This is a genomic window from Lacisediminimonas profundi, from assembly GCF_008831265.1.
Taxonomy (GTDB): domain Bacteria; phylum Pseudomonadota; class Gammaproteobacteria; order Burkholderiales; family Burkholderiaceae_D; genus Lacisediminimonas; species Lacisediminimonas profundi.
Genome location: NZ_VTTH01000004.1, coordinates 425,546 through 445,696 on the forward strand (window position 1 = coordinate 425,546; position 20,151 = coordinate 445,696).

20 protein-coding genes, 3 tRNA genes and 1 rRNA gene are annotated in these 20,151 nt (G+C 58.3%); 10 read left to right on the forward strand and 14 right to left on the reverse strand.

Going from position 1 to position 20,151, the window contains the following annotated elements:
- Positions 1-223: 223 nt before the first annotated feature.
- Complete coding sequence (locus FVE66_RS14380) at positions 224-790, reverse strand: recombinase family protein (protein ID WP_151448129.1); 567 nt, start codon at positions 788-790, stop codon at positions 224-226.
- Positions 791-803: 13 nt separating this feature from the next.
- Entirely contained in the window at positions 804-1,007 is a 204-nt protein-coding gene (locus tag FVE66_RS14385) for a hypothetical protein (RefSeq protein WP_151448130.1), read from the reverse strand.
- Between the two features lie 761 nt (positions 1,008-1,768).
- Between FVE66_RS14385 and FVE66_RS14390 the strand changes: the two genes are divergently transcribed.
- The gene (locus FVE66_RS14390; RefSeq protein WP_151448131.1) at positions 1,769-2,398 is read left to right on the forward strand and encodes an NYN domain-containing protein; all 630 of its coding nucleotides are present in this window, start codon (positions 1,769-1,771) and stop codon (positions 2,396-2,398) included.
- Between the two features lie 411 nt (positions 2,399-2,809).
- Here the strand turns inward: FVE66_RS14390 and FVE66_RS14395 are convergent, their stop codons facing one another.
- The 5 genes from FVE66_RS14395 to FVE66_RS14415 all read right to left on the reverse strand — a co-directional run bounded on the left by FVE66_RS14395 (position 2,810) and on the right by FVE66_RS14415 (position 5,055).
- On the reverse strand, positions 2,810-3,088 hold the full coding sequence (locus FVE66_RS14395; RefSeq protein WP_194164394.1) for a hypothetical protein: 279 nt from the start codon (positions 3,086-3,088) through the stop codon (positions 2,810-2,812).
- 44 nt (positions 3,089-3,132) lie between these two features.
- The gene (locus tag FVE66_RS14400; RefSeq protein ID WP_151448132.1) at positions 3,133-3,366 is read right to left on the reverse strand and encodes a kynureninase; all 234 of its coding nucleotides are present in this window, start codon (positions 3,364-3,366) and stop codon (positions 3,133-3,135) included.
- A gap of 22 nt (positions 3,367-3,388) precedes the next feature.
- Positions 3,389-3,733, reverse strand: a complete 345-nt coding sequence (locus tag FVE66_RS14405) for a hypothetical protein (protein WP_206668767.1) — start codon at positions 3,731-3,733, stop codon at positions 3,389-3,391.
- A gap of 227 nt (positions 3,734-3,960) precedes the next feature.
- Positions 3,961-4,371, reverse strand: a complete 411-nt coding sequence (locus tag FVE66_RS14410; protein ID WP_151448134.1) for a hypothetical protein — start codon at positions 4,369-4,371, stop codon at positions 3,961-3,963.
- Positions 4,372-4,979: 608 nt separating this feature from the next.
- Positions 4,980-5,055 (reverse strand) — tRNA-Phe (locus FVE66_RS14415).
- Between the two features lie 77 nt (positions 5,056-5,132).
- Here FVE66_RS14415 and FVE66_RS14420 point away from each other — a divergent pair.
- The 3 genes from FVE66_RS14420 to FVE66_RS14430 are packed head-to-tail and all read left to right on the forward strand — an operon-like array spanning position 5,133 to position 8,926.
- A complete protein-coding gene (locus FVE66_RS14420) occupies positions 5,133-6,359 on the forward strand; it encodes an FAD-dependent monooxygenase (protein ID WP_241673226.1) in 1,227 nt (408 codons plus the stop codon).
- A gap of 19 nt (positions 6,360-6,378) precedes the next feature.
- The gene (locus FVE66_RS14425) at positions 6,379-7,125 is read left to right on the forward strand and encodes a DsbC family protein (protein ID WP_241673227.1); all 747 of its coding nucleotides are present in this window, start codon (positions 6,379-6,381) and stop codon (positions 7,123-7,125) included.
- A 4-nt stretch (positions 7,126-7,129) separates the two neighbouring features.
- Positions 7,130-8,926, forward strand: coding sequence for a M61 family metallopeptidase (locus tag FVE66_RS14430; RefSeq protein ID WP_151448135.1), 1,797 nt, complete (start codon positions 7,130-7,132; stop codon positions 8,924-8,926).
- A 21-nt stretch (positions 8,927-8,947) separates the two neighbouring features.
- Here FVE66_RS14430 and trpC read toward each other — a convergent pair whose 3' ends face one another.
- The 6 genes from trpC to rpe form a co-directional block, all read right to left on the reverse strand.
- On the reverse strand, positions 8,948-9,748 hold the full coding sequence (gene trpC / locus FVE66_RS14435; protein ID WP_151448136.1) for an indole-3-glycerol phosphate synthase TrpC: 801 nt from the start codon (positions 9,746-9,748) through the stop codon (positions 8,948-8,950).
- A gap of 1 nt (position 9,749) precedes the next feature.
- Entirely contained in the window at positions 9,750-10,784 is a 1,035-nt protein-coding gene (gene trpD / locus FVE66_RS14440) for an anthranilate phosphoribosyltransferase (RefSeq protein WP_151448137.1), read from the reverse strand.
- A gap of 60 nt (positions 10,785-10,844) precedes the next feature.
- Positions 10,845-11,411, reverse strand: coding sequence for an aminodeoxychorismate/anthranilate synthase component II (locus FVE66_RS14445; protein WP_151448138.1), 567 nt, complete (start codon positions 11,409-11,411; stop codon positions 10,845-10,847).
- A 1-nt stretch (position 11,412) separates the two neighbouring features.
- On the reverse strand, positions 11,413-12,909 hold the full coding sequence (gene trpE / locus FVE66_RS14450; RefSeq protein WP_151448139.1) for an anthranilate synthase component I: 1,497 nt from the start codon (positions 12,907-12,909) through the stop codon (positions 11,413-11,415).
- Positions 12,910-13,138: 229 nt separating this feature from the next.
- Positions 13,139-13,849 carry a phosphoglycolate phosphatase gene (locus FVE66_RS14455; protein WP_277753168.1) on the reverse strand — a complete coding sequence of 237 codons (711 nt, stop codon included), beginning with the start codon at positions 13,847-13,849 and terminating at the stop codon, positions 13,139-13,141.
- Positions 13,846-14,511, reverse strand: a complete 666-nt coding sequence (gene rpe / locus FVE66_RS14460; RefSeq protein WP_151448140.1) for a ribulose-phosphate 3-epimerase — start codon at positions 14,509-14,511, stop codon at positions 13,846-13,848. Before rpe ends, FVE66_RS14455 begins: the two co-directional genes overlap by 4 nt.
- Before the next feature lie 126 nt (positions 14,512-14,637).
- Between rpe and apaG the strand changes: the two genes are divergently transcribed.
- Both apaG and mltA read left to right on the forward strand, forming a co-directional pair.
- On the forward strand, positions 14,638-15,012 hold the full coding sequence (gene apaG, locus FVE66_RS14465) for a Co2+/Mg2+ efflux protein ApaG (RefSeq protein ID WP_151448141.1): 375 nt from the start codon (positions 14,638-14,640) through the stop codon (positions 15,010-15,012).
- A 142-nt stretch (positions 15,013-15,154) separates the two neighbouring features.
- The gene (mltA, locus tag FVE66_RS14470; RefSeq protein ID WP_151448142.1) at positions 15,155-16,336 is read left to right on the forward strand and encodes a murein transglycosylase A; all 1,182 of its coding nucleotides are present in this window, start codon (positions 15,155-15,157) and stop codon (positions 16,334-16,336) included.
- Here the strand turns inward: mltA and FVE66_RS14475 are convergent.
- Positions 16,331-16,765, reverse strand: coding sequence for a bacteriohemerythrin (locus FVE66_RS14475; protein ID WP_151448143.1), 435 nt, complete (start codon positions 16,763-16,765; stop codon positions 16,331-16,333). The genes mltA and FVE66_RS14475 overlap by 6 nt on opposite strands.
- Before the next feature lie 156 nt (positions 16,766-16,921).
- Between FVE66_RS14475 and FVE66_RS14480 the strand changes: the two genes are divergently transcribed.
- The 4 genes from FVE66_RS14480 (at position 16,922) to FVE66_RS14495 (ending at position 19,953) form a co-directional block, all read left to right on the forward strand.
- Complete coding sequence (locus FVE66_RS14480) at positions 16,922-17,698, forward strand: enoyl-CoA hydratase (RefSeq protein ID WP_151448144.1); 777 nt, start codon at positions 16,922-16,924, stop codon at positions 17,696-17,698.
- 438 nt (positions 17,699-18,136) lie between these two features.
- A 16S ribosomal RNA gene (locus FVE66_RS14485) occupies positions 18,137-19,667 on the forward strand.
- Positions 19,668-19,790: 123 nt separating this feature from the next.
- Positions 19,791-19,867, forward strand: a tRNA-Ile gene (locus FVE66_RS14490).
- Between the two features lie 10 nt (positions 19,868-19,877).
- Positions 19,878-19,953, forward strand: a tRNA-Ala gene (locus FVE66_RS14495).
- Positions 19,954-20,151: the final 198 nt, after the last annotated feature.

Consider the following 20,151-nt stretch of genomic DNA (forward strand, 5'->3'; position numbering starts at 1 on the left):
CCCATTTCTTGTCAGTCATCTGTAGAAAGAGGGGGCTACACATACGAAGTCTTCCCTTTCAAAAATGAAAAAGGCTCGCCGAAGCGAGCCTTGGTATTTGGTCGGTAGCCCTGCCCTGCGATTGGGTTCTGCAGTTTTACATGGTCCGCGGCAGGCCATATCCGGTTGGCTATGCGCTTGGTTGGGCGAATAGAAGTCGCTGGGTGTTACTGCCGAATGACCGTTACGGCTTCACGATGCCTAGGATGTTGGCGCGGGACACCTGGAATCGGCGGGCCAGTTCGCTGACTGAGACGCCGGCAGCGTAGTCAGCTGTTATCTGTTGGCGCTGCTCCCCATTGGTCTTGGACGGCCTGCCCAGGCGCTTGCCTTCTGCCTTCGCCCTAGCCAATCCGGCCTGTGTCCGCTCCACCAGCAGATCCCGCTCCATTTCGGCCACGGCGCTGAGCATCGTCAGCATGAGCTTGCCGGCTGCGCTGGTCAGGTCGAGGTTGCCAAGCTGGAGAACGACGACCTTGATGTTGCGGGCAGCGAGCGTCTTGATAGTCCCGCCCACGTCGATCGCGTCACGGCCCAGCCGGTCCAGCTTTGCCACGACCAGGGTTTCCCCGTCCCTGACCTGCTGGAGTAGCTTGGCGAACTGTGGGCGGGCGCTGGCCTGCATCTTTCCCGACACCCCTTCGTCCGCAAACCAATAATCAACCTGGTAGCCGGCCTGCTCGATCTCCAGGCGTTGGTTAGCGGTGGTCTGTTCTTTGGTGCTGACCCTGCCGTAGCCGAAAGTTGCCATTGCCATGCCCTCCTCAGGATTTGCGATGCAGGAACGCTCGCACCTCAGCGGTCAGCCAGCGCGGGCGGAACGTTGACGAGCCGGGCGCTAGGTCCGGGAAGCCAACCAGCTTCGTGATTACGTCTCGCCCATGCCTACGGCTGCATTTGTAAAGAGTGGCGATGTCGTCCAGCGTCATCAGCTCGCCGAACTGTTCTTCTAGGGTCGTCATTGTCATTTAGGTCTCCCAGCCCGTTAGAAAACGGTGTCAGTATATGCGCCACCGTTGGAAAATACAACCCCTAATTTATTAACATCTATTTTCATTGCTTTACGTTGATGTTGGAAAACGATCGTTTTACGGCATTGCATTTAGATCCGGCTTCTATATCATTTGTGAAACATTTCCAAAAGGAAATCGTTATGCGACTTTTTTCGGAAGCGCGCTTCGACGGGCGCATAGATTTTGATCCGGGCATCTACTAGGAGAAAGAGGTGGGGTGGGTCTTTGCGTTTTTCTTCGTTGCGGAAATTCTTTGTCTACTCTCTGTGTTAGGCGGCGTCGCGATTTGTACGGTCGCAGGGAAGAGCGCACAAGCAGGTCGAGGTTCTCTAACCCTGGCCCTCCTTGGGGCGAAGCTGTCTTCGAGCACGACCACGGGCGCAGTCTTAGTCGCATTTGGCCTAATTGGTTCGGCGGCCAATCTCTACTTCAGCTTCCAAGCTGCTTTGTCAGCAGGCCTAGTATTCCTCACCCTAGCAACTGCTGGGGTGTGCGGCGGGAGCGGCGGAGCCTCAGGAGATGCAAGTGGAGGCGATGTTGAAAAGAAGAACGGAAGTGCCTGAGGAGGCGCCGGGTGTTTACGCCTTGCAACAAATGGAGTAAGTTCGAGGTTGACATAGGGGGCGGATCGAGGGTAGAATTTAAGTCACTACTCCCTCATCAATTTCGATTGATGAGTGCAAAGCCCCTCTAGAGGGGCTTTTGCTTTTGGGGCGATGAAAACAGCAATCTATATCGACGGCTTCAATCTCTACTACGGTGCTCTGAAGGGCACTCCATACAAGTGGCTTGATCTGCTGACCCTCTTCAGGGAAGTTCTTCAGCCTCACCACGAGATTGCCGCAATCAACTACTACACCGCTAACGTGTCTCCTCGGCCCAATGATCCAGGGGTAGCAATACGTCAGCAAGCGTACTTGAACGCGCTAAGAGCGCACGTCAAGGAAGTGAAGGTCCATCATGGGCACTTCCTGTCGTCGACAGTCAAGATGGCCCTAGCCAACCCCGTAGGAAATCAAAGATTCGCCGAGGTGCTCAAGACCGAGGAAAAAGGGTCAGATGTCAACTTGGCGGTTCATGCTTTGAACGACGCATGGAGCAACCAGTATGAATGTGCGGTGATCGTGTCGAATGACAGCGACCTATCCGAGTCGCTTCGTCTGATAAAGAAGCTGCAGAAGAAGATCATTTTGGTCACTCCAGGGGACGCGAAAGTGCGTCCGCCTAACGCCCAGCTTAAGCGTTGGGCGATGGCCACGTTATCCATAACGCAGGAGGCGCTTGCAGCATCTCAGCTGCCCAGTCCTATACCTGGGACATCAATGTCGAAGCCCGGTACCTGGTGAGAAACGGTCTTGGGCAAGAGCGTCTAGCCAATTCGCCCATTCCTGCATCATCTTCCGCCGGCCGTTCATGTAGGTCGCGAAATTGTATGTGGCCCTGACCGGATCGGTGTCGCCGTGGGCCAGCTGCTTTTCTACCCAGTCGGAATCGAAGCCATGCTCGTTCAACCACGTGATTCCCGTGGACCTTGTGGCGTGGGGACTGTGTGCTGCCCCTCCCATTGAGTCCAGTAAAGCCCATGCCGCATCGTTGACTTGATCTGATATTTGTTATGTACATAGGTTGTCGCACATGGGCGGGGAATCTCACCCGGCACTGATGAGAGTGGCAGGTTAAGAAGCATTGAAGCCGAGCGTCCGCGTAGCACCATCCGACGGTTGTGCCGCCTCCGGTCAGGGGCTTAAGGAGCGTTTTTAAAAGCGACTGCGCTGCGGAGGCTGGTAGTTGTTCGGCGCGGGCCGTGGAGCGGGCGCTTGATAGGATGGATACAGGTTCACGGTCCCAGCTTGGCCGGTGTAAGGGTTCACGTTGCCCTGAGTGCTGTAGTTATTCAGGCGTGAACTGTCCGGCGCGGTTTGCATGTGCGGCTGCACGTAGGTGCCATGATTGCGAACATAGCCTTGATGCTGCACGTCAGCGGCAAAGGTTGACGACGCCAGAAGTGCCAACAGTATTGCGGATGTTGTTTTCATTCTTATCTCTCCTCGTTGTCGGCATGGTGGCGTGCCGGATCACCTCAATCGCGCCTATCCCTCCAGGCGCGTCCATTCATCCCGCAGTTTCTTTCCAGCCCAGCGAAAGATTCGTCGGCAGAATATTGCTTCATGCGGTAGCTGTCGATCACGATTTGAACGTAGGCGCGACAGTTGACAGCCAAGCCGGTACTTCCATACTTAGGCTTTGCGTTGTCGTCCTCAAACACGCAACCGGAAAGTGAGGCGATGGATGCGGCAATAAGTATGGATTTCATTCAAGCCCCCCCTGCTGCCGCATCACTTCTTCTGTTCGATGATCCCATTGGGTGATTGCACGAGCTTAGGACGCTGATGATCTGGATCGTCCTTCGGTATGCACATGAACTGAATTTCCGACCGAGGATAATTTCCCAGGATGTACGGCGGCTGAGACTCTTGCATGTTTAAGATTCGGAACGATTTTCCTTGGCTGGAGCAGTGGGCTGATCCTTCGGCGATGATTTCGCCTTTCATGTTGCCAGGGCCCGGGAAGCCAGTCGCCTGCTGCTTCGCAATCATGAAGGTGTCCTGCCCCATGGAGACAACACCAGTGTGAGAGGCGCATCCCCATAGGACGAGCGGCAGAATGAGTGTGGCGCTCAACTTAATCACGTTACGATCCCTTCACTGGCAATCCACCTTGGCTCGTGCCAAGTTCCGTTGTGGAATCTACCACACTAGCAAGGAAGTCCAACCCGCTGACCTGCCCCGGGATTTTCCGACTACGAATAATTTAAGAAGATAGCTCCATGCGAACGCGAGGGAGCAATGAAGAAGAGTGGATATAGCGAAGAGGGCAGTTCGGAACTTGGGAGTCGAAATCTCCCAGGCTAGACCTTGCGGGGTAATGCAAGCGACATCACCAGATCGCGGAATTGCTTGATTGCCTCATCCCGACCCGATGTCCGTTCGCTTAATTGAAGATCGATGCACCCATCAAAACCAAGGACACGTGCGGAGCGAAACGCCGCTGCGATAGTCCCCGCTGGTAAAACGCTGACTAATAGCTTGGCCAGGATGATTGGGGTTCCCGAGTCTTTGGCCGCAGGAAGCAATTCAAACGGTTGACTGTCGTCAAACTGGAGCGTGACCACGATGAGCTGGAAGCGTCGGCTTCGGATCAGCCGAGATGCTTGTTCGACCGTTTCCGCGAATGTCACAGGGTACGTTCCCGCAAGCGCTTCGCATGCCGCGGAATGAGCGATGGGTAAAGTAGCAACCAGAATGCCATTTCTGTCCATTCGACTACCTTACTAGCAATGTATTTTTACTAATATCACAGAAGTTCGCCAAAATCTGTAACAGTCAGTAAATGAATTTCAGCGTATTGTCAGTTTTGATCACCGTAGAAGCTCGTCGTTCTGAAAATCGCTCAAAATATGACCGCCGCACAAATTCCCCGCCTTCTCGAAGCAACAAGGCGCCTTCTTGCTGAGGCTCTGATTGACGCCCCTCTGGGGCAGGCCTGGGCAGTCGAGGCCATGGAGGTCTGCATCGGGTTACACCAACTTGAGCAAGCCGGTCTGCTTGATGAGCAGGCTGTTCTCCTCAGCCGGCGTTTATATAACCGCTGGATTGCCGATCGGGCTAACACTGTTGCGGATCGGCTGCATACTCCCCGAACAACCCTTGACTAGCGGCGGCTGGGGGGGGGGGCGTCACATCCTCGAGCGGCGCTTGGTTGATGGCCAGAGAGGCGCCCCATCGACGGCTGAGAACAGACCAAGAACAGGCAAAGCCGCCCGCCCGTGAGCGCCTGCATTCCCAAAATTTGAGTACATGGCGATTACACGGACCCCAGAAAGCAAAAAGCCCACCGGCTAGGGGTGGGCTAAGTGCTTGATTCTCTTGGTGGCCCGGGGCGGAATCGAACCACCGACACAAGGATTTTCAATCCTCTGCTCTACCGACTGAGCTACCAGGCCAAGGGGCGCAAGTATAGCAAAGGTAATTCATTTGTGCAAAGCCCTCATGAAGAATTCCTCTAAACCATGCAGCTATAATGAGCGCTACATCTCTGGCATCCAAGCGGCGCAATCAGTCAATGAATTACCAATGCGACATCTGCATCGTGGGCAACGGTGCAATTGGCAAGGCAGCGGCCGTCGGCCTGGCCCAATCGGGCTTGTCGGTCGTTCTCCTTTGTCCTCCTGGCCCGCAGCGGCAGGAAACTGCCTCCTGGGACACCCGTGTTTTCGCTCTTAACCGCATTGCGAGAGACCTGCTTTCCGGACTGCGGGTCTGGGACGCGCTCGATCATGCAAGGGTGGCACCGGTGGAATCGATGGTCGTGCATGGCGACAGCGCTCGCGCTGGCAAGCTTTCGTTTGACGCTTATAGCGCGCGTGCGACGGAACTGGCGTGGATTGTGGAAGACAGCAACCTGGAGCGGGCGCTCGATGGCGCGGTCCGCTTCGCGCCCAAGCTGACGGTGGTAGACGGCCTGGCGGAATGCATCGAGACCGATGCAGCTGCGGTAATGGTTGCTCTGCAGGATGGTCGCAGCATCCATGCCGACCTGCTGGTGGGTGCCGATGGCCGCCAGTCCTGGGTGCGCGGTCAATGCGACATCGGCATCACCTACCGGCCCTACGGCCAGAAGGCGGTGGTATGCAACTTCGAATGCGAGATTCCTCATCACGGCGCTGCGCAGCAGTGGTTCACCGACAAGCAGGGCATCGTCGCGCTGCTGCCGTTGCCCGGCAACCGGGTTTCGCTGGTCTGGTCGGCGCCTGACGCACTGGCGGAGCAGATCATGCGGGATCCGCTGTCATTATTGGCAGAGACACTGACGCAGCTGCCGGGACAGATGGTGGGCCGCCTTACGCCATTGCAGCCGGAAGCGGTGCAGGCGGTGCCCCTGATGTTCCTGAAAGCCGAGTCGATGATTGCCCCGCGGGTGGTGCTCGCCGGCGATGCCGCGCATGCGGTGCATCCGCTGGCCGGCCATGGCATGAACCTGGGGTTTGGCGATGTCGCCGCGCTGATGCGGATCCTGTCCGAACGCGAGGCCGGACGCGACTGCGGCGACGAGCGGTTGCTGAGGCGTTATGCCCGTGCCAGGAAGGAAGATGTTTTGCTGATGCAATTGGCCACCGATGGCCTGGAACGCTTGTTCTCGGCCGACCTGGAGCCGGTGCGGGTATTGCGCAACCTGGGAATGGATGTGCTGGATCGGCTGCCGTTCATCAAGCGTCGCCTGATTACCCATGCAATGGGTTCGTTCTGAATTTTCAATGGAATATGCAATGACAAAATCGATTCGTACCCTGCCGGCGCTGCTGCCGGGGATGCTGCTGGCAGTGCTGCTGGCGCTGGCTTCATTTTCCGTGATGGCGGAGACCGCGCAGGAGGCCAGCGTGCGCAAGTTGGTCCAATCCCATATCGGGAATGAGGCAAAAATCGAAACGGTGAAGAAAACCCCGTACTCGGGGATGTTCGAGATACGGGTGGGCAACGATATTTTCTACACCGACGCCCAGGCGAAATACATTTTCGTGGGCCGCATTCTTGATGCGAAGACCTCGCGCGACTTCACCCGTGAAAGGATAGAGGAAATCAGCAAGGTCAAGTTTTCCGACCTGCCGCTCGAGTCCGCGCTGAAAACAGTGAAGGGGAACGGCAAGCGCGTGATCGCGATTTTTGAAGATCCTAACTGCGGCTACTGCAAACGCTTCCGGCGCACGCTGCAAGACGTCGACAACATCACCGTCTATACCTTCCTGTACAACATTCTGTCGGAAGACTCCAATGTCAAGTCACGCAATGTGTGGTGCAGCAAGGACCGCAACAAGGCATGGGACGACTGGATGCTGTCCGGCAAAGCGGCGCCTGATGCTGCCGAGGGTTGCACCACGCCGAATGAGCGTGTGTATGAACTCGGACGCAAGCTGAAGATCACGGGTACGCCGACGATCTTCTTCGCGGATGGCACTCGTGCCGCGGGTGCGCTGGACGCGAAAGCACTGGAAGCCAGGCTTGCCACGGTGAAGTAAGGCAATGAAAAACGCTGTCCGCTATTCGATTGTCCCCGGCGATCCGGCTGCCCATCTGTTCTTCGTCACCCTGACGGTAGATAGACCGGCCAGTGAGGGCCAGCAGTTGATGCTGCCGGCGTGGATACCCGGCAGCTACATGATCCGGGAGTTCGCGCGCAATATCGTGCGCATTCAGGCGCAGTGCCAGGGCCGCAAGGTCGCGCTGCGCAAGGTCGACAAGCATACATGGCAGGCGGCGCCGTGCGACGGGCCGCTGGTGGTGCAGTATGAGGTCTATGCGTGGGACCTGTCGGTGCGCACCGCGCATCTGGACCAGACCCATGGATTCTTCAACGGCACCAGCGTTTTCCTGCAGGTTTGCGGGCAGGAGAATGAACCGCACCTGGTGGAGATATTGCCGCCGGAGGGCGAGCAGTATGCCGCCTGGCGGGTCGCGACTTCGCTGCAGGAAGCAAAGGCAAAGCGCTATGGATTCGGCAGTTACATCGCGGCGGATTACGACGAACTGATCGATCATCCGGTCGAAATGGGCAGCTTCGCGCTCTCCACTTTCCGGGCCCACGGCGTAGCCCACGACATCGTCATCACCGGACAGGTGCCCAACCTGGACCTTGCACGGTTGGCAGCGGACTTGCGCAAGATCTGCGAGACGCAGATTGCGTTGTTCGATCCGCATGGCAAGCGGGCGCCGATGAAGCGCTATGTGTTCATGACGCTGGCGGTGGGTGACGGCTACGGTGGCCTGGAGCACCGCGCGTCAACTGCGCTGATCTGCTCCAGGAACGACCTTCCGGTCAAAGGGCAGAAGGAAATCAGCGAGGGTTACCGGACTTATCTGGGCTTGTGCAGCCACGAGTATTTCCACACCTGGAATGTGAAGCGCATCAAGCCGGCCGCGTTCGCTCCCTACGACCTGCGGGTCGAGAACTACACCTCGCTGTTATGGCTGTTCGAGGGCCTCACCAGTTACTACGACGACCTGATGCTGGTGCGCAGCGGCCTGATTGACGAGGCCGCCTACTGCAAACTGGTGAGCAAGACACTCAACAACGTCCTGCGCGGCAGTGGCCGCAAGAAACAGAGCGTGGCCGAATCGAGCTTCGATGCCTGGGTGAAGTATTACCGTCAGGACGAGAACGCCACCAATGCGGTGGTGAGCTATTACGCGAAAGGCGCGCTGATCGGCTTGGCGCTGGACCTGACGATACGCGCCGGCACGTGCGGCAAGAGGTCGCTGGATGACGTGATGCGCGCGCTGTGGGATCGCTTTGGGCGCGAGTTCTATGCGTCCGGCGGTGGGCAGGGCGTGACCGAATCGGTGGTGGAGGCCTTGCTGGAGGAAGTTGCCGGTTTCTCGCTGAAGCGATTCCTGGCGCGCCATGTTCATGGCACGGAGGATGTGCCCTTGGCCGATCTGCTCGAGCCTTTCGGGATCGGGATTGAAGACGGTCGAAAGAAGGCGAAACCTGGCTTGGGGGCGCGCACGGCCAAGGAAGGAAACGACTGCAAGCTGGCGGCTGTGTACGAATACGGCGCTGCGCATCAGGCGGGCTTGTCAGCGGGAGATATCCTGGTAGCGATCGATGGACTGCGCGTCACTGCCGGTAACCTGGACACGCTGCTGGGGCGCTACCGGGTCGGCGACACCGTGACGGTGCATGCATTCCGCCGCGATGAACTGATGGAGAAGCGACTCATCGTGGCCGCAGACGATACACCCAAGTTTGAACTGACGCCGTCGACCAAGCCCGCCAGCGCTGTGAAGTTGCGTGCGGCCTGGCTGGCCAGCAAGGGCTGACCGGCCCGCCACGCAGGGCTGTCAGTCGAAAAGCCGGGCCAGTTCGGCGCCCGGATCGTCGGCGCGCATGAAGGCTTCGCCGATCAGGAACGCATGTACGCCAGCCTGGCGCATGCGGGTCACGTCATCGCGCTGCAGTATTCCCGACTCGGTCACCACCAGCTTGTCCTTGCTGATTTGCGGCAGCAAGTTGATCGTTGTCTGCAGCGATGTTTCGAAGGTGCGCAGGTTGCGGTTGTTGACGCCGAGCAGGGCAGTCTTCAGGCGCAGCGCCGATTCGAGCTCCTTGTCGTCATGCACCTCGACCAGCACGCCCATGCCCAGCTCATGCGCGCAGGCTTCGAGTTCGGCCATGAGGCCGGCATCAAGGGCCGCCACGATCAGCAGGATGCAGTCGGCTCCCCACGAGCGGGCTTCGTAGACCTGGTACATGTCGACGATGAAATCCTTCCTCAGCGCCGGCAGTGCGCAGGCGGCGCGCGCCTCTTTCAGGTAATCAGGCGAGCCCTGGAAAAACTGGACGTCGGTGAGGACTGACAGGCAGGCCGCTCCATTGCCGGCGTAGCTGGCTGCAATCTCGCCGGGCCGGAAGTCCGGGCGCAGCACGCCTTTGGATGGCGATGCTTTCTTGATTTCCGCAATCACGCCGGCTTTGCCGGCGGCGATCTTTCCGCGCAGGGATGCTTCAAAACCGCGCACCGATTGTTGCGCTTCGCGGTTGCTTTCCACGTCACGACGAAGGCTTGCGAGATCTTGCCGCTTGCTGGCGGCGCGCACTTCGTCTGCTTTGACGTCGAGGATTTTTTTCAGGATATCGGACATGTCAGGCGGCGCCGAGTCGTTGTGTGGTTTGTACGAACTGCTCGACCTTGCGCAAGGCGGCGCCGGAGGAGATCGTTTCACGCGCCTTCACCAGTCCTGCCTCGATCGAGGGAACGACGTTCGCTGCATATAGTGCGGTGGCGGCGTTCAGGGCGACGATTTCACGCACCGGTCCGGGCTCATCGTTCAGCGCTTCCAGGACCCGGGCTTTGGATTCCCCGGCGCCGTTGACCTTGAAATTGCGGGTCGAAACCATCTGCAGGCCGTAATCTTCAGGATGGATCTCGTATTCGCGGATCTCGCCGTTAACCAGTTCGCCCACCATTGTCGAGGCGCCCAGCGATACCTCGTCCAGGTTGTCGCGGCCCCAGACCACGACCGCGTGCCTGGTGCCCAGTCGTTGCAGCACGCGTACCAGGATGCCGACCAGGTCGGGATGGAATACGCCCATCAGGATGTTTGGCGCGCCGGCCGGATTGGTGAGTGGTCCGAGGATGTTGAAGATCGTGCGTACGCCCAGTTCCTTGCGAACCGGCGCGGCGTGCCTCATGGCGGCATGGTGATTCGGCGCGAACATGAAGCCGATGCCGGTTTCTTCGATTGACTGCGCGACTTGCTCGGGTTTCAGGTTGATGTTGGCGCCCAATGCCTCGAGCACATCGGCGCTGCCGGAAGAGGACGAGACGCTGCGGCCGCCATGCTTGGCAACCCGGGCGCCTGCTGCAGCGGAAACGAACATCGACGCCGTGGAAATATTGAAGGTGTTGGCGCCGTCGCCGCCGGTGCCGACGATGTCAAGCAGCCCTTCGCTGTCCCTGACCGGCACCTTGGTGGCGAATTCGCGCATCACCTGTGCTGCGGCGGCAATTTCGCCGACTGTTTCCTTTTTCACCCGCAGCCCCATGGTCAGGGCGGCGATCATCACCGGCGACATTTCGCCGCTCATGATCTTGCGGAAAAGCGACAGCATTTCGTCGTGGAATATCTCGCGATGATCGATGCAACGCAGCAGGGCTTCTTGTGGTGTTATGGACATTTCGTTCTCGCAAATTGCGCTGAAACCGGAACCGGGAATCTGGAATCAGACACCCGGGAATCAGGCGCCTTTGATGAAATTTTCGAGCAGCTGGTGGCCATGCTCGGTCAGGATCGACTCCGGATGGAACTGCACGCCCTGGACGTTGAATTCGCGGTGGCGCACGCCCATGATTTCACCGTCTTCGGTCCATGCCGTGATTTCCAGGCAGGCCGGCAGTGTTTCGCGCTCGATCGCCAGCGAATGGTAGCGGGTGACGGTATAGGGGCTGGGCAGGTCCTTGAAGACGCCGGCCCCGGTATGCCAGATCGGCGAAGTCTTGCCGTGCATGACCTGCTTGGCGCGAATGATCTTGCCGCCATAGGCAGCGCCGATGCTCTGGTGTCCGAGGCAGACGCCAAGGATGGGAATCTTGCCGCCGAATTCGTGCAGGACGGGCACCGAGACGCCGGCTTCATGCGGCGTGCAGGGGCCAGGCGAAATGCAGATTCGCGCCGGGTTCATCTGTGCAATTTTCTGCAAGGTGATTTCGTCGTTGCGGAAGGTGCGTACGTCTTCACCGAGCTCGCCAAAGTACTGCACCAGGTTGTAGGTGAACGAGTCGTAGTTATCGATCATCAGCAGCATTTCAGATCCCCCCGTCCAGTCCGTCCTGCACCTGCTCGGCAGCGCGCAGCACAGCGCGCGCCTTGTTCTCGGTTTCCTGCCATTCCATCTCCGGTACTGAGTCGGCAACGATTCCCGCTGCTGCTTGTACGTAAAGTTCGCCGTCCTTGATGACGCCGGTCCGAATTGCGATCGCCAGGTCCATTTCGCCGCCGAAGGACAGATATCCGCAGGCGCCGCCGTAGATGCCGCGCTTGACCGGTTCGAGTTCGTCGATGATCTCCATCGCGCGGACTTTCGGTGCGCCGGACAGCGTCCCGGCCGGGAAGGTGGCGCGCAGTACGTCCAGGTTGGACATGTCCGGCTTCAGCGTTCCTTCGACGTTCGACACGATGTGCTGCACATGCGAATATTTTTCGATGATGAACTTGTCGGTCACCTTGACGCTTCCGATTTCGGCGATGCGGCCGATGTCGTTGCGGGCGAGGTCGATCAGCATCACGTGTTCGGCAATTTCCTTGGGGTCGGCCAGCAGTTCGGTCGCCAGTGCAGTGTCGCGCTCGGGCGTTTCGCCGCGCGGCCGGGTGCCTGCGAGGGGGCGTATCGTCACTTTCTTGTGGCCGTCTGGCATCGCTTCGTTGCGCACCAGGATCTCCGGGGACGAGCCGACAATGTGCATGTCCCCGAAGTTGTAGAAATACATGTACGGCGATGGATTGAGCGAGCGCAGTGCCCGGTACAGCGACAGCGGCGAGTCGACGTAGGGTTTGCGCAGGCGCTGGCCGATCTGGACCTGCATCAGGTCGCCGGCCATGATGTATTCCTTGGCCTTGGCTACTGCCTTCAGATAGTCGACTTTTGCGAAGTCGCGCGAGGTTTCGGTGCGTACTGACGCCGAGGTGACCGGCGCCTCGACCGCGCGGCGCAACATGGCGCGCAGGTCGCGCAGCCGCTGGCGTGCTTTGGAAAATGCTTCCGGCAGGGTCGGGTCGGCGTAGACGATCAGGTAGAGCTTGCCGGAAAGGTTGTCAATGACGGCCAGTTCTTCTGTCAGCAGCAACTGGATCTCGGGCAGGTGCAGGTCATCGGGCGGCGCTGTGTTGGCGAGCCGCTTTTCAACATGGCGCACGGTGTCGTAGCCGAAGTAGCCGGCGAGGCCGCCGCAGAAGCGCGGCATGCCGGGGCTGATCGCGACCTTGTAACGCGCCATGAATTCTTCTATGAATTCGAGCGGATTGCCTTCGTGGGTTTCGACAACATTGCCCTGCCTGAGGACTTCGGTCGTGTTTCCTGTGCTGCGCAGCAGGGTGCCTGCGGGCAGTCCGATGAACGAGTAGCGCCCGAAGCGCTCTCCGCCAACCACGGACTCAAGCAGGAAGGTGTTCTTGCCGCCGTTTTGCGATTGCGCCAGCTTCAGGTACAGGCTGAGCGGCGTTTCGAGATCGGCGAAGGCCTCGGCGATCAGGGGAATACGGTTGTAGCCTTGCGTGGCCAGCGATTTGAATTCGAGTTCGGTCATGCTTCTCTCCGGGGAGCCCTATTGTAAGGGGCGCGGGGGTTTCCAAGAAAACTGCCGTCACGGACGAGCGGCGGCAGCAGGCAAATCGGTCAGTTGGACCAGGATTGCCAGCGTCGCCATAGCCAGGCCCCCGGGGCCGGCAGAAGACGTTCTTTGGAAAACGAGAACATGAATGATTGAATAGTCGTGTTGTTGCCGATTGCAGCGGCGGTGTGCCATTGGCCATTGGCTATAGCGGAGCAGGAACAGGAGCAGCAAGCAATCCCGCAGCCTGGTACAAGGTTTCGACTATACCATCGGCATCAATCGTTTGTACAGGCAGCCCATGGTTGTACCCGTACGGCACGATGACAATCTTGCAGCCTGCGGCCCGCGCCGCCTGGGCGTCGTTGCTCGAATCGCCGATCGCCAGCACCTGGTGAGGCTCAAGCATGAAATCGCGGCAAACCTGCAGCATCGGATAGGGGTCGGGCTTCTTGCGCGGCAGCGAGTCGCCGCCGTAGACGAGCTCGAAATATCCGAGCAGCGCCGTTTTTTCAAGCAATGGCCGGGCGAAGTCAATCGGCTTGTTGGTGACGCACGCCAGCCGCAAGCCCTGCTCGCGCATGGCGTCCAGCCCGGTCCCGACCTCCGGATATATCCGGCTGTAGTCGCCGTTGATGGATTGGTAATGATGTTGGTAGCGCGACAGCGCTTTCGGGAATATTGCTTCCAGCTGGTCGGCAGGCGTCTCGAGGGCGAGGATGCTGCGGACCAGGTTTTCGGTGCCCTTGCCGACGTAGCGGATGATTACATCCGAGCTCACCGGCGCCATATCGATGTCCGCGCGCATGCGATTGATGGCGACGTGGAAGTCCGGCGCCGTATCGATCATGGTGCCGTCGAGATCGATAATTACTGCCCTGATTCCCTGCAGGGCACTGGCGATTGCAGAACTCACGCTGCGGCGAGCGACTTGCGCATGGCGTCGATTACCGCTTTGTAATCGGGCTTGCCGAAAATGGCCGAGCCGGCCACGAAGGTGTCGGCTCCGGCTGCTGCGGCTTGGGCAATGTTATCCACCTTGATGCCGCCATCGACTTCCAGCATGATCTCGCGCCCGGATGCGTCGATGCGCTGGCGGACCGCTGCAATCTTCGTCAGCGCCTCGGGTATGAATGATTGCCCGCCGAATCCGGGATTGACCGACATGATGAGAATGATGTCGAGCTTGTCCATCACATGGTCGAGGTAGTGCAGCGGCGTTCCCGGGTTGAATACCAGACCGGCCTTGCAGCCGTTATCGCGTATCAGCTGCAGGCTGCGGTCGATGTGTTCGGACGCTTCGGGATGAAAGGTGATGATGTTGGCGCCGGCCTTGGCAAAGTCCGGGATAATGCGGTCCACCGGCTTGACCATCAGGTGGACGTCGATGGGCACTTGCACGTGCGGGCGGATCGCTTCGCAGACCAAGGGGCCGATCGTGAGGTTCGGCACGTAATGATTGTCCATCACGTCGAAGTGAATGATGTCGGCGCCGGCGGCGACGACATTGCGCACTTCTTCACCCAGGCGGGCAAAATCGGCAGACAGGATGCTTGGGGCGATGCGGTAGGTGGTCATGGGGTGCGGAATGGTTCGGAACGATCCCGCATTTTACCCCTCCGGTACGAATGATGACTTGTCAGGCAAACCGATTTCGTGTGGAATCGGTCGCGCAATGAAGTTCAAAATCCAGTGGAGAGCGAGATGGCAACATACGAATTCAAGGTGTCAGTGGCCAGTCGCCACATTGAGGAGCAGTCGGATCCGGACAAGTCGCAGTATGTATTTGCCTACACCATTACCATCCGCAATGCGGGCTCGATCCCGGCGCAGCTGATCTCGCGGCATTGGGTGATTACCAACGCCAGCAACCAGGTCCAGGAAGTCCATGGACTTGGGGTGGTCGGGCACCAGCCTTTGCTGCAGCCGGGCGAGCAATTCGAGTACACCAGCGGCGCCACGCTGACCACGCCGCACGGCACTATGTACGGGGAGTATTTTTGCGTGGCTGAAGACGGCACCCGTTTTGAAGCGGCGATACCGGAATTCGTGCTGACCCTGCCCCGTACCCTCCACTAACTACTTGCCGGATTCGTCTTTGGACCGGGCCTGCTGGTTTCTCTGGCCCCGCTGGTCCGGCTTCCTGCCAGAAAACATGGTCCACCAAACGATAAACACGAACAGCCCCAGCGCCAACAGCGCTTCTGCAATCAAGATCCACATGAGTGTTACCTCTGAATTGTCACGAGCGGCAAGTTTACTCGCATTGGCAGCAGCAATTGTCCTGGGCGGCTGCGCCGTGGCGCCGTCACCCAAGGTCGAGCAGCCCCCGCCGCCGGTGGAGGCCAAGCCGCAACCGCGGCTTCAGCCGGTCACATTCGCCGAAATCCCTGGCTGGGAGGCCGACGACTTGCGGGAAGCGTGGCGGCCTTTCCTTGCTTCCTGTGAGGTGCTGGTTCGAAAGCCCGAATGGAAGGAGCCGTGTTCGATCGCGCTCGGCGTGGACGGTGCCGACAGCAAGGGTGTGCGCCTGTTCTTCGAATCTTTTTTCGTTCCGCATAAAGTGATCAACGCTGACGGCAGCGATAGCGGACTCATTACCGGTTATTACGAACCATTGCTGAAAGGGGCGCGCAAGCGCGGGGGCCCTTACCAGATTCCATTGTTCCGGGTGCCCGAGGACATGCTGACCATTGACCTGAGCTCGGTATACCCCGATCTGAAGGGGATGCGCCTGCGTGGACGGCTGGCGGGCAACAAGGTCGTGCCTTATGCGACGCGCGCTGAAGTGGCGAAGTCGAACCTCCTGGCTGGCAAGGAGTTGCTGTGGGTCGACAATGCGATAGACGCCTTCTTCCTCGAGGTGCAGGGATCGGGGCGGGTCCAACTTGCGGATACGCGTGAGACGGTGCGGGTCGCATATGCGGACCAGAACGGCCATCCCTACAAGTCGATCGGACGTTATCTGGTGGATAAGGGAGAAATGACACTGGACCAGGCTTCCGCAGCGTCGATCAAGGCCTGGTTCGTCGCCAATCCGGGGCGCCGCCAGGAGCTCCTCGATGCGAACCCGAGCGTCGTCTTCTTCCGGGAGGAGAAGCTGCCCGCAGTCGAACAGGGGCCGAAGGGTGCCCTCGGGGTGCCCCTGACTCCGGCCCGGTCAATGGCGGTCGATCCGCGGATGTTGGTGCTTGGCGCTCCGGTTTTTCTTGCCACTACCGAGCCGGGGAGTGACAAGCCCCTGCAGCGCCTGATGCTGGCGCAGGATACTGGCGGGGCCATCCGCGGCGCGGTGCGCGGGGATTTCTTCTGGGGCTTCGGAAGTGGGGCGGGTGAAGTGGCGGGGCGGATGAAGCAGCGCGGGGCAATGTGGGTGTTGCTCCCTAAACTACCCCGGTCATGATGTCGATGGGCAGGCGCTGGTGGCGCTGGCGCTCTCACTGATGCTGGAGTCACTGCTTCTCCTGAAAAGCGGAACATCCATCGTGGCCATGTGAAAGCTCAGCCAGCGGGGCAGCAGTTCCGTTGCTATCTGGCGCCCGAGGTGAAGGTCGCCATCCAGCACCTGCCCATGCGCACAATGCAGGCCATGCAGTACCTGCGCATGCTGTTCGCGGTGGCTCCTGGCTGCGACCGGGTCGGAATCAGCCATTTTTTCCTCTTCTTCCCGGAACACCATTTCCAGATCGGCAAGCAGGTCGTTATAAGCCCTGCCGAAATCAGGATCCGGCGCACCGCTGGCTCGCCTGAGGGATTTCGCGATACCGAAGTGCAACTCATCCAACCAGCTCGCGCCAGTGGAAAAACCATTCGACCACATCTCTTGCAGCATCGCTCGATCTCCTCGCTGTTGACGGCTTGTATCTTAGGCATGGACTCCCGGCTGCCATTGATCGAGGTCAATGTCGTGATTGGCCGGAGATCCCCGTGCCGCGCCCCGTTAAAATGAACGGCGAACTTATCCCCAATTGAAAAGGAGTCGGCGGTCATGCAATACGAAAATATCCTGGTGGAGACAAAGGATCGGGTGGGATTGATACGGCTGAATCGGCCGAAGGCGTTGAACGCACTGAATGACGCATTGATGGACGAATTGGGTCATGCGTTGAATCAATTCGATTCGGACGAGAACATTGGATGCATAGTCCTTACTGGCAGTGAGCGGGCATTTGCAGCCGGAGCGGACATCAGTGCGATGGCGGGCTACTCATTCATGGACGTATACAAAGGCGACTACATCACCCGCAATTGGGAAGGCCTGCGCAGCACCCGCAAGCCGGTGATCGCCGCGGTCGCCGGGTATGCATTCGGCGGAGGCTGCGAGGTGGCGATGATGTGCGATTTCATTATCGCCGCCGAGAATGCGAAGTTCAGCCAGCCGGAAATCAAGCTGGGAACAATGCCGGGCGCAGGCGGCACCCAGCGTCTGCCGCGGGCGGTATCCAAGGCGAAGGCCATGGACATGTGCCTGACGGCGCGCATCATGGACGCTGCCGAGGCTGAACGAGCCGGCCTGGTATCCCGCGTGGTGGCGGTCGAGCGCTTGCTGGACGAGGCGATGGAGGCAGCGCAGGTAATCGCTTCCATGTCGCTTCCGGTTGCCATGATGATCAAGGAGGCGATCAATCGCGCCTATGAAGCACCCCTTTCGGAGGGCGTGCTGTTCGAGCGCCGCTCGTTCCACTCCACGTTCGGCACCGAGGACCAGAAAGAGGGAATGAACGCTTTTTTACAGAAGCGCTTGCCAGCCTTCCGTAACCTTTGATATAGTTCGCCTCCCGTCGCGAAACAGCGCTTCGAAAGCCGCGAAAAGCGGTTCGAAAAGGCTGAAGAAAGACGGGGGTGCAGGTAGTCAACGCAGCGATGTCTAGCGAAAAAAAAGCGAAACAAAAAGCTGGTTGATTTGAAGAAAATGCTTCATAATCTCATCTCTCTGCTGCTGACGAACAAAACGATTCGACAGCGAGCTGCCTGGCCCGGAAGGGCTGGTTGCTAAGCGGAAAAGTTCTTTAAAAATTAACAACCGATAAGTGTGGGCGCTTGATGGAAGTGCGCCGGATGCGCGAAAGCGGATCTGGAATACTTAAAACATGAAGTGCTCACAAAAAAGAAGTATAGGAAGGTTCGCAAGAACATTCCTGTCAGTATTTTGAGTGAGCGACGGTTCTTCGGAACCTGCCAGAAATGGCACAAAACAGAGATTAAACTGAAGAGTTTGATCCTGGCTCAGATTGAACGCTGGCGGCATGCCTTACACATGCAAGTCGAACGGCAGCGCGGGGGCAACCCTGGCGGCGAGTGGCGAACGGGTGAGTAATATATCGGAACGTGCCCTGGAGTGGGGGATAACTAGTCGAAAGACTAGCTAATACCGCATACGATCTACGGATGAAAGTGGGGGACCGCAAGGCCTCACGCTCCAGGAGCGGCCGATATCTGATTAGCTAGTTGGTGGGGTAAAAGCTCACCAAGGCGACGATCAGTAGCTGGTCTGAGAGGACGACCAGCCACACTGGGACTGAGACACGGCCCAGACTCCTACGGGAGGCAGCAGTGGGGAATTTTGGACAATGGGGGAAACCCTGATCCAGCAATGCCGCGTGTGTGAAGAAGGCCTTCGGGTTGTAAAGCACTTTTGTCAGGAACGAAACGGTGAGGGCTAATATCCTTTGCTAATGACGGTACCTGAAGAATAAGCACCGGCTAACTACGTGCCAGCAGCCGCGGTAATACGTAGGGTGCAAGCGTTAATCGGAATTACTGGGCGTAAAGCGTGCGCAGGCGGTTGTGCAAGACAGATGTGAAATCCCCGGGCTCAACCTGGGAATTGCATTTGTGACTGCACGGCTAGAGTGTGTCAGAGGGGGGTAGAATTCCACGTGTAGCAGTGAAATGCGTAGATATGTGGAGGAATACCGATGGCGAAGGCAGCCCCCTGGGATAACACTGACGCTCATGCACGAAAGCGTGGGGAGCAAACAGGATTAGATACCCTGGTAGTCCACGCCCTAAACGATGTCTACTAGTTGTCGGGTCTTAATTGACTTGGTAACGCAGCTAACGCGTGAAGTAGACCGCCTGGGGAGTACGGTCGCAAGATTAAAACTCAAAGGAATTGACGGGGACCCGCACAAGCGGTGGATGATGTGGATTAATTCGATGCAACGCGAAAAACCTTACCTACCCTTGACATGTCTGGAACCCTGCTGAGAGGCGGGGGTGCCCGAAAGGGAACCAGAACACAGGTGCTGCATGGCTGTCGTCAGCTCGTGTCGTGAGATGTTGGGTTAAGTCCCGCAACGAGCGCAACCCTTGTCATTAGTTGCTACGAAAGGGCACTCTAATGAGACTGCCGGTGACAAACCGGAGGAAGGTGGGGATGACGTCAAGTCCTCATGGCCCTTATGGGTAGGGCTTCACACGTCATACAATGGTACATACAGAGGGCCGCCAACCCGCGAGGGGGAGCTAATCCCAGAAAGTGTATCGTAGTCCGGATTGTAGTCTGCAACTCGACTACATGAAGTTGGAATCGCTAGTAATCGCGGATCAGCATGTCGCGGTGAATACGTTCCCGGGTCTTGTACACACCGCCCGTCACACCATGGGAGCGGGTTTTACCAGAAGTAGGTAGCTTAACCGCAAGGAGGGCGCTTACCACGGTAGGATTCGTGACTGGGGTGAAGTCGTAACAAGGTAGCCGTATCGGAAGGTGCGGCTGGATCACCTCCTTTCTAGAGTAAGCGCGGAAGTTAAGCGTCCACACTTATCGGTGTGTTAATAAGAAGAAGAACAGTGAACGGTCGGCAGTCGGCAGGAATAGTCTGCCGGGGGTTTGATTGGGTACTGATCCGAAGGGGTCTGTAGCTCAGTTGGTTAGAGCACCGTGTTGATAACGCGGGGGTCGTTGGTTCGAGCCCAACCAGACCCACCATGAAGGTTTCGGGGGTTTAGCTCAGCTGGGAGAGCACCTGCTTTGCAAGCAGGGGGTCGTCGGTTCGATCCCGTCAACCTCCACCAAGACTTCAAACCTAAGTGAGACGGCCAGGTATCGCAAGATATTGGACGGCGCCATTTAGGTTTGATCGTTTGGATCAATAAGCTGTTTTGTTCTTTAACAATCTGGAAGAAGTAAAGAATTTATCAGTTGGAGCTGATGCGTTTGTGATGAGCGCAGAGGTAACGACTGGTGGGTTGTGATTGTATCAATCATAAAGT

Excerpts from the sequence above, each read along its gene's own strand:
- FVE66_RS14380 (WP_151448129.1), bottom strand. The coding sequence starts at position 790 with ATGGCAACTTTCGGCTACGGCAGGGTCAGCACCAAAGAACAGACCACC.
- FVE66_RS14385 (WP_151448130.1), bottom strand. The coding sequence starts at position 1,007 with ATGACAATGACGACCCTAGAAGAACAGTTCGGCGAGCTGATGACGCTG.
- FVE66_RS14390 (WP_151448131.1), top strand. The coding sequence starts at position 1,769 with ATGAAAACAGCAATCTATATCGACGGCTTCAATCTCTACTACGGTGCT.
- FVE66_RS14395 (WP_194164394.1), bottom strand. The coding sequence starts at position 3,088 with ATGAAAACAACATCCGCAATACTGTTGGCACTTCTGGCGTCGTCAACC.
- FVE66_RS14400 (WP_151448132.1), bottom strand. The coding sequence starts at position 3,366 with ATGAAATCCATACTTATTGCCGCATCCATCGCCTCACTTTCCGGTTGC.
- FVE66_RS14410 (WP_151448134.1), bottom strand. The coding sequence starts at position 4,371 with ATGGACAGAAATGGCATTCTGGTTGCTACTTTACCCATCGCTCATTCC.
- FVE66_RS14420 (WP_241673226.1), top strand. The coding sequence starts at position 5,133 with ATGAGCGCTACATCTCTGGCATCCAAGCGGCGCAATCAGTCAATGAAT.
- FVE66_RS14425 (WP_241673227.1), top strand. The coding sequence starts at position 6,379 with ATGACAAAATCGATTCGTACCCTGCCGGCGCTGCTGCCGGGGATGCTG.
- FVE66_RS14430 (WP_151448135.1), top strand. The coding sequence starts at position 7,130 with ATGAAAAACGCTGTCCGCTATTCGATTGTCCCCGGCGATCCGGCTGCC.
- trpC (WP_151448136.1), bottom strand. The coding sequence starts at position 9,748 with ATGTCCGATATCCTGAAAAAAATCCTCGACGTCAAAGCAGACGAAGTG.
- trpD (WP_151448137.1), bottom strand. The coding sequence starts at position 10,784 with ATGTCCATAACACCACAAGAAGCCCTGCTGCGTTGCATCGATCATCGC.
- FVE66_RS14445 (WP_151448138.1), bottom strand. The coding sequence starts at position 11,411 with ATGCTGCTGATGATCGATAACTACGACTCGTTCACCTACAACCTGGTG.
- trpE (WP_151448139.1), bottom strand. The coding sequence starts at position 12,909 with ATGACCGAACTCGAATTCAAATCGCTGGCCACGCAAGGCTACAACCGT.
- rpe (WP_151448140.1), bottom strand. The coding sequence starts at position 14,511 with ATGACCACCTACCGCATCGCCCCAAGCATCCTGTCTGCCGATTTTGCC.
- apaG (WP_151448141.1), top strand. The coding sequence starts at position 14,638 with ATGGCAACATACGAATTCAAGGTGTCAGTGGCCAGTCGCCACATTGAG.
- mltA (WP_151448142.1), top strand. The coding sequence starts at position 15,155 with ATGAGTGTTACCTCTGAATTGTCACGAGCGGCAAGTTTACTCGCATTG.
- FVE66_RS14475 (WP_151448143.1), bottom strand. The coding sequence starts at position 16,765 with ATGCTGCAAGAGATGTGGTCGAATGGTTTTTCCACTGGCGCGAGCTGG.
- FVE66_RS14480 (WP_151448144.1), top strand. The coding sequence starts at position 16,922 with ATGCAATACGAAAATATCCTGGTGGAGACAAAGGATCGGGTGGGATTG.